A 9,919-nucleotide genomic window follows, 5' to 3' on the forward strand; every position below is an offset into this window, starting at 1 on the left:
GAGGCCCGGCTTCTGGTGGCGGCCGACGGTGTGCGCTCCAAGATCCGCGACATGGCCGGCATCCGCACGGTCCACACCGACTACGGCCAGAGCGGCATCGTCGCGACGGTGGCTCACGAGCGCCCGCACGGGGGCCGGGCGGAGGAGCACTTCCTGCCCGCCGGCCCCTTCGCCATCCTGCCGCTGAAGGACAACCGTTCGTCTCTGGTCTGGACCGAATCGACCGCCGAGGCCGAGCGCCTTCTGCGTGCCGACGACATGGTGTTCGAGCTGGAGCTGGAGCAGCGCTTCGGCCTGAAGCTCGGCGCCCTCACCGTGGAAGGCCGCCCGCGCGCCTTTCCTTTGGGTCTCACGCTCGCGCGCGATTTCGTGAAGCCGCGCATCGCGCTCGCCGGGGACGCCGCGCACGGCATCCATCCGATCGCCGGCCAGGGGCTGAACCTCGGCTTCAAGGACGCGGCGGCGCTCTCGGAAGTGGTGGTCGACGCCGCCCGGCTCGGCCGCGACATCGGCGCCCTCGACACGCTGGAGCTTTACCAGCGCTGGCGCCGCTTCGACACGGTGCAGATGGGCGTCACCACCGACATCCTGAACCGCCTGTTCTCCAACGACAGCGCGCTGGTGCGCGCCGTGCGCTCCTTCGGCCTGTCGCTCGTCGACCGGGCGCCCTTCGCCAAGCGGCATTTCATCGCGCAGGCGTCGGGCATCACGAGCGGTCCGTCGCCGCGCCTTCTACAAGGTCTGCCGATCTGAACCGACGCCCCGATGGGGACGGCGCGCAAATTCCTTCCCCTCGTGGCCCCCGGATTGGAACGGGCGACGGCGCAACCGCTTGCGCCTTGGCCTATTTAGAACGATGACAGCCTCGCCGCGGCGGATTTCGATCCGCCCGCGGACGGCGTGCGTGGATTGGGCAGCGGGGCGAGGAACATGGCGGGCGACGTCAAGGCGGGCGCAAAGGCGAAAGGGCCGAAGCTTCCGGTCATCATGACGGCCAACGATCTTCTCGAAGGCGAGGTCGTGTTCCTGACGAAGGACGGCTGGAGCCTCGACCCGAAGGCGGCCCTGATCGCCGACGACGCCGACACCGCCGCCTGGATGGAAGCGGAAGGGCGTCGGGGCTTTTCCGAGAACCGGATCGTCGACCCCTATCTCGTCGAGGTCACGCGCGATGAAAACGGGCTGCCGGTCGCCAACCACTTCCGCGAGGCGATCCGCCAGAAGGGCCCGACCATGCTGACGCAGTACGGCAAGCAGGCGGAATTCTAGAAGGTTTTCGGCGAGGACGGGGCGGACGCGCCCTGAACAGTCGGATCGGGCGGGAGACCGGGGAGGCTCCCGCGGCAGGACACGAAGGACCAGCGGCATGTATCGTTACGACGAATTCGACGAGCGCTTCGTGCGCGAGCGCGTCGCCCAGTTCCGCCACCAGGTGGAACGCCGGCTCGACGGCTCGCTGTCGGACGACGAGTTCAAGCCGCTGCGTCTGAAGAACGGTCTCTATCTCCAGCTCCACGCCTACATGCTGCGCGTCGCCGTGCCCTACGGCACGCTGAACTCGAAGCAGATGCGCCAGCTGGCCTTGATCGCCGAGAAATACGACAAGGGCTACGCCCACTTCACGACGCGCCAGAACCTTCAGTACAACTGGCCGAAGCTGAAGGACGTGCCCGACATTCTCGACCTTCTGGCCGACGTCGAGATGCACTGCATCCAGACCTCCGGCAACTGCATCCGCAACGTCACGGCCGACCAGTTCGCGGGCGTCGCCGCCGACGAGGTGGAGGACCCGCGCCCGACCGCCGAGCTGATCCGGCAGTGGTCGAGCCTCCATCCAGAGTTCTCCTGGCTGCCGAGAAAGTTCAAGATCGCCGTCACCGGCGCCGAGCACGACCGCGCGGCGATCAAGGTCCACGACATCGGCATCCGCGTGCTGCGCCACCCGGAGACCCAAGAGATCGGCTACGAGATCATCGTCGGCGGTGGTCTCGGCCGCACGCCGATGATCGGCAAGGTGATCCGCGACTTCCTGCCCAAGGACGAGCTTCTCGCCTATCTGGAAGCCGTGATGCGCGTCTACAACGCGGAAGGCCGGCGCGACAACAAGTACAAGGCGCGCGTGAAGATCCTCGTCCACGAGATCGGGACGGACGAGTTCAAGGCGCGCGTCGAGGCCGAATACGCTGAGCTGAACGGCCCGACGATCAACGCGCCGGAGGCAGAGGTCGAGCGGATCGCGCGCTACTTCGCAGCCCCCGCCTACGAGACGCTGCCCGCGACGTCGGAGGTGCTCGACGCCGCGCGGGCGGCCGATCCCGAACTCGACCGCTTCGTGGAGCAGAACGGCTTCCCGCACCGCCAGCCCGGCTACATCGCGCTGACCGTCTCCTTGAAGCCGATCGGCGGCGTGCCGGGCGACATGTCGGACGCCGAGATGCGCGCCTTCGCCGACATTGCGGAGCGCTATTCGTTCGACGAATTCCGCGTCACGCACATCCAGAACCTCGTCCTGCCGCACGTGAAGCTCGACGACGTGCCGGCGGTCCATGCGGCGCTGAAGGCGGCGGGTCTTGCCACCGCCAATGCCGGCCTCGTGACCGACATCATCGCCTGCCCCGGCCTCGACTACTGCGCGCTGGCGACGGCCCGCTCGATTCCGATCGCGCAGGACATCTCCAACCTTTTTGCCTCCGACGAGCGCCAGAAGGATCTCGGCCCCCTCCAGATCAAGATCTCGGGCTGCATCAACGCCTGCGGCCACCACCATGTCGGCCATATCGGCATTCTCGGCCTCGAGAAGTCCGGCCGCGAGAACTACCAGATCACGGTGGGCGGCGACGCCTCGGAGAACGCGGCGCTCGGCGAGCGCGTCGGCCCCGGCATCGACGGCGACCAGGTGCCCGGCGCGATCGAGGCGCTGGTCGAGGTCTACAAGCGCGAGCGGCAGGGATCGGAGACCTTCATCGACACGGTGAAGCGCGCGGGCCTCGAGCCCTTCAAGCAGGGCTTCACCGCCTATGTCGCGCGCGAGACCGCGGGAGAGCCGGCATGAGCCTTCTTCTCGACGAGACCGGCGCCAAGGCCGACACATTCGCCCGCGTCGAGGAGGGGGCGGACCTGTCGCTTCACGAGGGCGCGGTGATCCTGCCGCTGACCACGATCGACCAGGCGATCGCCGATCGGCGCAACACGCCGCTCGGGCTCCATGTCGGCGGCGAGACGCCGGTGGGCGCGCTCGAAGGCTACTTTGCGACGGTGGACCTCATCTCGATCGGCTTCCCGTCCTTCTCGGACGGGCGCGGTCTGTCGCTCGCCAAGCGCCTGCGCCGCGCCGGGTTCAAGGGCACGCTGCGCGCCTCCGGCCCCCTGATCGCCGACCAGTTCCGCGAGGCGCTGGACTGCGGCTTCGACGAGATCGAACTGCCCGACACGATGGCAGCGCGCCAGCCGGTGGAGCAGTGGATGGCCGCGAAAGACATCGTGCGCGACCACTACCAGACCGGCTACGGCGAGGAGATGAGCATCCTCCAGAAGCGCCTTGCCGCCCAGCGGGAGCGGGCATGAACGCCGCGCTCGACGCCTCGGTCGAGGCGCTCAATGCCGCCTTCCCGGCCTTAAGCCCGCTGGGACGGCTGCAGCACCTGCGCGAGACCGTGACCGGCCGCATCGTCTTCACGACCTCGCTCGGGATCGAGGACCAGATGCTGACGCACCTGATCTTCTCCGAAAAGCTCAAGATCGAGGTGGTGACGCTCGACACCGGCCGCCTCTTCCCCGAGACCTACACGCTCTGGCAGGAGACGGAAGACAAGTACGGACGCCGCATCAAGGCGAAGTACCCGCAGGCGGAAGCGCTGGAAGAGCTCATCGACGACCAGGGCATCAACGCCTTCTACTTCGCACCCGAGATGCGCAAGGCCTGCTGCGGCGTGCGCAAGGTCGAGCCGCTGAACCGCGCGCTTGCCGGCGCCAACGCCTGGATCGCGGGCCTTCGCCGCGACCAGTCGGCCAACCGTGAGAGCATGGAATTCGTGAGCGCCGACCATGGCCGCGAGCTGGTGAAGGCCAACCCGCTCTTCGACTGGACGAGGGCCGAGATCGCCGCCTTCTGCGCGGAGAACGGCGTGCCGGTGAACGCGCTGCATGCCGAGGGCTTCCTGTCGATCGGCTGCGCCCCCTGCACCCGCGCCATCCGGCCGGGCGAGGTCGAGCGCGCCGGGCGCTGGTGGTGGGAGGACGAGACCCGGCGCGAATGCGGCCTCCATGTCGACGACCCCGTGGCGGTGAGCGACACGGAAGAGGCCCGAGCCACCGCTCTGGAGCGGTCGAGCTTCTGATCCCATTCCGGCCGGGCCCACCCGGCCAACGACCATCGGGCTCGCGACGCAAGGGGCCCAGCTGAAAGCCCATGCCATGAAGCACATGACGCATCTGCAGCGCCTGGAAGCGGAATCGATCTTCATCATCCGGGAGGTCGCGGCGACCGCCGAGAACCCGGTGATGCTCTATTCGATCGGCAAGGACTCGGCCGTGATGCTGCATCTGGCCATGAAGGCCTTCGCGCCCGGCAAGCCGCCCTTCCCGCTTCTCCATGTCGACACGACCTGGAAGTTCCGCGAGATGATCGAGTTCCGCGACAAGATCGCCAAAGACCTCGGCCTCGACCTCATCGTCCACATCAACGAGGAGGGCGTGAAGGCGGGCGTCAACCCGTTCGATTCGGGCAGCCGCGTCCATACCGACGTGATGAAGACCGAAGGCCTCAAGCAGGCGCTGGCGAAATACAAGTTCGACGCGGCCTTCGGCGGCGCGCGGCGCGACGAGGAGAAGTCGCGCGCCAAGGAACGCATCTTCTCGTTCCGCTCGGCCGAGCACCGCTGGGAGCCTAAGAACCAGCGCCCCGAGCCCTGGCGCCTGTTCAACACCCGCAAGCGGCAGGGCGAGAGCTTCCGCGTCTTTCCGCTGTCGAACTGGACGGAAGCCGACGTGTGGGACTACATCGCGCTCGAGAACATCCCCGTCGTGCCGCTGTATTTCGCCAAGAAGCGCCCCGTCGTGGTGCGCGACGGCATGATCATCATGCGCGACGACGAGCGCATGAAGCTCCTGCCGGGCGAGAGCGTCGAGGAGATGACCGTCCGCTTCCGCACGCTCGGCTGCTACCCGCTGACGGGCGCGGTCCGCTCGGAGGCCTCCGACCTCCACGGGATCATCTCCGAGATGCGCGGCTCGCGTTCCTCGGAGCGCGAGGGCCGGCTGATCGACAAGGACGGCGGCGCCTCGATGGAAGAAAAGAAGCAGGAAGGCTACTTCTGATGAGCGGTGCGCTGAAGACCCAAGACACCGCCGCCGGCGACGAGATCCTGGCGGCTTCCGCCAACGGGCGCGTGCTGGCCGAGGACGAGACCTTCGCAGGCCCCGCGCCGGACGGCGCGGTGGCGGACGCGGCCGCGGGCGAGATCGTCGATCCGCAGGCCGACATGCCGCTTCTCGCCTCGCCCGCCGAATCGCTCCTGCGCTTCATCACCTGCGGCTCGGTGGACGACGGCAAGTCGACCCTGATCGGCCGCCTCCTCTACGACACCAACTCCGTCTTCGACGACCAACTCGACACGCTGAAGCGCGATTCGAAGAAGTTCGGCACGACCGGCGAGGACCTCGACTTCGCCCTTCTGGTGGACGGCCTCTCGGCCGAGCGCGAGCAGGGCATCACGATCGACGTCGCCTACCGCTACTTCTCGACCGGCAAGCGCGCCTTCATCATCGCCGACACGCCGGGCCACGAGCAGTACACCCGCAACATGGCGACAGGCGCGAGCCAGGCCGAGCTTGCCGTCATTCTGGTGGATGCGCGCAAGGGCATCCTGCCCCAGACGCGCCGCCACTCGTTCATCACCTCGATGGTCGGCATCAAGTCGGTGATCGTCGCGATCAACAAGATGGACCTCGTCGACTTCGACGAGGCGACCTTCCGCGACATCGTGAAAGGCTACGAGGCGATCCGCCCGAGCCTCGGCTTCACCAGCGTCACCTATATCCCGCTCTCGGCCAAGAACGGCGACAACCTCGCCTCGCGCTCCCCTGCCGCGCCCTGGTACGACGGGCCGACGCTGCTGGAGGCGCTGGAGCGCGCCGAGCCCGAAACGCTGGCAGCCGGCTCGCCGCTCTTCCGCCTGCCGGTGCAGTGGGTGAACCGACCGAACCTTGACTTTCGCGGCTTCTGCGGCACGGTCGCGGGCGGGCGCGTGCGAAAGGGTGACGCCGTCCTCTCGCTGCCGAGCCGCCAGCGCAGCCACGTGAAAGGCATCTTCGGCCCGAACGGCGAGGTCGAGGAAGCCGAGGACGGAGAGGCGATTACGCTGACGCTCGCCGACGAGATCGACGCCTCGCGCGGCGACGTGATCGTGCGCGATGGCGATCCGATCGCGCCGCAGACGCGGCTCGAGGCCGAGATCCTCTGGATGGTGGACCGGCCGCTGATCGCCGGCGCGCGCGTCATCGCCAAGCTCGCCTCGGCGCAGACGCCGGCGACCGTGCGCGCGTTGCGCGAGGCGGTCGACATTCACTCCTATCAGCCGCGCGCCGCCAACGCGCTCCTGATGAACGAGATCGGCCGCATCACCCTCGCCTTCGACAAGCCGCTGGTGGCGACGACCTATGCGGAAAGCCGCGAGCTCGGCGCCTTCATCCTGATCGACCAGCTGACCAACGAGACGGTGGCGCTCGGCATCGTGACCGCGCTGCCCGAGGCCCAGACGACGCTTCTCGGCATGCCGGCGCCCGCCGCCGCGGCCAAGGGCCAGCCCGCCGCGCCGCGCTCGGCCTTCGACCGCGCCAAGGCGGAGTGGCTCGGCCCCTCGCTCGCGAGCGACGCCCGCCGCGCCCGCGGCGTGACGCTGTTCCGCGGCGCGGCGGCCGTGATGATGGCCGTCATCGCCGTCCTCCTCGGTCTCGCCGTCTGGCAGGCGCTGATCCTCGGCGTCCTCGACTTCGTGCTGCGCCCTTATCTCCGGCGCCTCATGGTGCCGGCCGAGACGGAGGCGCTGCCCGTCGATCCGACCGACGTGCGCGACGGAGCGGGCATCTGAACGAGAAAAGGGCGGGATCCCGGGATCCCGCCCTTTTTCTTGGGAACGGCGTGCTGCCTCCCGGAAGAGGCGCCCGGCCTCAGTCCAGCGGCCGGGCTTCCGACGGCAGCATGATCGGGATGCCGTTGCGGATGGGATATGCGAGGCGCGCCGCTCGCGAGACGAGTTCGCCCCGTTCTGCGTCGTAGCTCAGCTGCGCCTTGGTGAGCGGGCAGACCAGAAGCTCCAGAAGCTTAGGGTCCGGCCGGTTGCGCTCGGCCTCGTCCGGCATGCGGCGTCCTTTCCAGTTTTGGTCCAGCGGTCGCCTATTGCAGGATCTGCCCGCCGCCGTCGCCCGAATTCTCGCGCGCCAGCGAAATCTCGGTGATCGCGACCAGCGTCTCGGCGCGCGTCTTGAGGTCGGGCGCCTCGAGCAGCGCCTGCTTCTCCGCCGCGCCGTAGGGCGACATCATCGAAAGGGCGTTGACCAGCGTCTCGTTGGAGGCTTTCGACACCGAATCCCAGTCGGCCTGCAACTGGTTCGCCTCGAGATACATCCGGAACGCCTTCAGCAGGCCCTCGCGATCCACCTCCTCGGCGCCCTCGCCGGGGTCGAGATCGGCCGAGAACGGCGCGATGCGGCAGAGGCGGTACGGCTCGCGGCCGGCCGTCTCCTCGAGGACGCGGAACCGCGCAATGCCTTGGAGGCTGATGACGTAGCGCCCGTCGCCGCTTTCGGAAAACGAGGTGAGGCGCCCGAGACAGCCGACGGCGCACAGCTCCGGCTCACCGTCGGACCGCACGGCGCCGTCGAGGCGCGGCTGGATCATCCCGATCACCCGGTCGCCCGCGATCGCATGGTCGAGCATGGCGAGGTAGCGCGGCTCGAAGATGTTGAGCGGCATCTGCCCGCCCGGCAGGAGCAGGGCGCCCGCGAGCGGAAACACGGGCACGACCTCGGGCAGATCCGACAGGGTGCGGTAGTTGACGTTTCCGACCTGAACCACGGCTGGGATCCTCCTTCGCGTCATCGCCCAAGTGGCGCAGCGCCAGCGTGCGCCAAGTGCGGCGCTTCGCTCGGCCGAACGGCGTTCAGCGGAACAGGAGCGAGGACAGCTTGCGCCGGCCATCCTTGGTCGCCGGGTCCATCGGCCCCCACGCCTCGAAGAATTCGAGGAGCTTGCGCCGCGCCCCGTCGTCCTCGAACGTGCGGTCGCGTTTCACGATCTCGAGAAGCTGGTCGGCCGCGCCCGCCCGGTCGCCCTTGGCCTGCGCGATGAGGGCGAGGTCGTAGCGCGCCTGATGGTCGTCGGGGCTGGCGGCAAGGCGCGCCTCCAGCGCCGCTGCGTCGCCGAGCCCCGCGATCTCCTCCTGGAGCTTGAGGCGCGCCCGCACGGTCGCGAAGGCCGGATCGTCGAGCACCGACGGCGGCATCACGTCGGCGAGCGACTGCGCGCGCGCCGTATCGCCGGCCGCAAGATAGCATTCGGCGAGCCCGGCGGCCGCCTTGGCGTTCTCCGGGTCGTGCTGGAGGACGGCGCCGAAGAGCTGCGAGGCCTGCGCCGCGTTGCCGGCGGCGAGGAACCCGGCCGCCTGCTCCAGCGCATCAGCGAGCGGGTCGCCCCCCGGCGCGGGGCGTCCGGCGGTCAGGCGGTCGATGAAGGCCTTCACCTCGCTCTCGGGCAACGCGCCCATGAAACCGTCAACCGGCTGGCCGTCGACGAAGGCGAAGACCGCGGGGATCGACTGGACGCCGAGCTGCCCGGCGATCGAGGGGTGCTCGTCGATGTTCATCTTCACGAGCTTGACGCGCCCGCCGGCCGCCTGCACCGCGCGCTCCAGAACCGGCGTCAGCTGCTTGCACGGGCCGCACCAGGGCGCCCAGAAGTCGACGAGGACAGGCTGGTTGCGCGATTCGCGCACCACGTCGGCCGAGAAGGCGGCGGTGGTCGTGTCCTTGACGAGCTCGCCGGCCGGCGCCGGTGCCGCGCTCCGCCCGTTGCCGCCGAGCCCTGCGGCCGTGGTCTGGGCGCCGTAGCCGCCGAGCTGCGAGGCGTAGGGATTGTTGCTCATCGAGACCGTCCGCGTGGCTTGCGGTCCGCCATCGGCCGGGCGTTCGAGCGCGCCGCCGGCTGGGACCCACTTTGAAAAACTCGTTCCCGGACGATCCCTGCGGCCGCCCGGTCCCGTTCGGGATGACAGGTCGCAATATCGTGCGCAAGCACTGCCCCATCAAGGCGCGCGCGACAACGGACATCGCAGGCTCGGAGGGTCTTTCAGGCGCACGTCCCGAGCGCCCGGACGGGCGGTCCGGCGGCATGTCGCACCATCGTCATTTTCCCTGTTGCAATCCTCCGCCGGTTGGGCCATAAGCCGCTCACCGCAGACGCCGAGGCGACAGTCCAACGGCGGAAGCGAGGAGCGGGCGGGCGTAGCTCAGGGGTAGAGCACAACCTTGCCAAGGTTGGGGTCGTGGGTTCGAATCCCATCGCCCGCTCCATTTTTTTCAAGATTACATCGGAACGTCGGTCAGGCTCGGCAACCGTCGAGCTTCTGTCATCGGCATTGTCGCAGGCTTCGCGGTGTTCGATGCGGGACGCCGTCCCGTCGATTTCGGCGGCTCGTGCCGCACCGAAGGACACAGCGGCCGGCGCTGCCGATCCCGACGCAGCGTCATCCTCAGCAAAGTCGCGGGACGCGTGAATCTTCTATTGGAGGTTGCCGCAGCTTTGCTAAGCTTGCGCCGAACTGGAGCAGGCGTCGTCGGGCGGCGAAGAGCCATGATGATCCGGTCGCGCAGTCTGTGGATGGGGCGGGCACGTGGATTGGATCATGCGCTGGGTGGTCGTCGC

Annotated in this window: 10 protein-coding genes and 1 tRNA gene; 8 read left to right on the top strand and 3 right to left on the bottom strand. The window is 68.6% G+C overall.

The window, feature by feature from the left end:
- From QZ753_RS16910 to cysN, 7 genes are all read left to right on the top strand, one after another.
- Window positions 1–753 (top strand): FAD-dependent monooxygenase (locus QZ753_RS16910; protein ID WP_294645312.1); only part of this gene is annotated, 753 nt, incomplete at its 5' end.
- A gap of 177 nt (window positions 754–930) precedes the next feature.
- A complete protein-coding gene (locus QZ753_RS16915) occupies window positions 931–1,269 on the top strand; it encodes a DUF2849 domain-containing protein (RefSeq protein WP_294645314.1) in 339 nt (112 codons plus the stop codon).
- A 97-nt stretch (window positions 1,270–1,366) separates the two neighbouring features.
- Window positions 1,367–3,052 carry a nitrite/sulfite reductase gene (locus QZ753_RS16920; protein ID WP_294645315.1) on the top strand — a complete coding sequence of 562 codons (1,686 nt, stop codon included), beginning with the start codon at window positions 1,367–1,369 and terminating at the stop codon, window positions 3,050–3,052.
- Entirely contained in the window at window positions 3,049–3,564 is a 516-nt protein-coding gene (locus QZ753_RS16925; protein ID WP_294645316.1) for a DUF934 domain-containing protein, read from the top strand. Before QZ753_RS16920 ends, QZ753_RS16925 begins: the two co-directional genes overlap by 4 nt.
- On the top strand, window positions 3,561–4,337 hold the full coding sequence (locus QZ753_RS16930; RefSeq protein ID WP_294645317.1) for a phosphoadenylyl-sulfate reductase: 777 nt from the start codon (window positions 3,561–3,563) through the stop codon (window positions 4,335–4,337). The genes QZ753_RS16925 and QZ753_RS16930 overlap by 4 nt, the downstream gene beginning before the upstream one ends.
- A 76-nt stretch (window positions 4,338–4,413) precedes the next feature.
- On the top strand, window positions 4,414–5,316 hold the full coding sequence (gene cysD / locus QZ753_RS16935) for a sulfate adenylyltransferase subunit CysD (protein ID WP_294645318.1): 903 nt from the start codon (window positions 4,414–4,416) through the stop codon (window positions 5,314–5,316).
- Window positions 5,316–7,088, top strand: a complete 1,773-nt coding sequence (gene cysN, locus QZ753_RS16940) for a sulfate adenylyltransferase subunit CysN (RefSeq protein WP_294645320.1) — start codon at window positions 5,316–5,318, stop codon at window positions 7,086–7,088. The genes cysD and cysN overlap by 1 nt, the downstream gene beginning before the upstream one ends.
- A 79-nt stretch (window positions 7,089–7,167) precedes the next feature.
- Here cysN and QZ753_RS16945 read toward each other — a convergent pair whose 3' ends face one another.
- The 3 genes from QZ753_RS16945 to trxA form a co-directional block, all read right to left on the bottom strand.
- On the bottom strand, window positions 7,168–7,359 hold the full coding sequence (locus tag QZ753_RS16945) for a Trm112 family protein (protein ID WP_055891830.1): 192 nt from the start codon (window positions 7,357–7,359) through the stop codon (window positions 7,168–7,170).
- A 34-nt stretch (window positions 7,360–7,393) separates the two neighbouring features.
- Window positions 7,394–8,074: an LON peptidase substrate-binding domain-containing protein gene (locus QZ753_RS16950; protein WP_294645322.1), complete on the bottom strand. Its 681-nt coding sequence runs from the start codon at window positions 8,072–8,074 to the stop codon at window positions 7,394–7,396.
- 85 nt (window positions 8,075–8,159) lie between these two features.
- Window positions 8,160–9,140 carry a thioredoxin gene (gene trxA / locus QZ753_RS16955; protein ID WP_294645323.1) on the bottom strand — a complete coding sequence of 327 codons (981 nt, stop codon included), beginning with the start codon at window positions 9,138–9,140 and terminating at the stop codon, window positions 8,160–8,162.
- A 352-nt stretch (window positions 9,141–9,492) separates the two neighbouring features.
- Here trxA and QZ753_RS16960 point away from each other — a divergent pair.
- Window positions 9,493–9,567: transfer RNA gene (locus QZ753_RS16960), tRNA-Gly, on the top strand.
- Window positions 9,568–9,919: the final 352 nt, after the last annotated feature.

The organism is uncultured Aureimonas sp. (assembly GCF_913775355.1).
Lineage (GTDB): Bacteria > Pseudomonadota > Alphaproteobacteria > Rhizobiales > Rhizobiaceae > Aureimonas.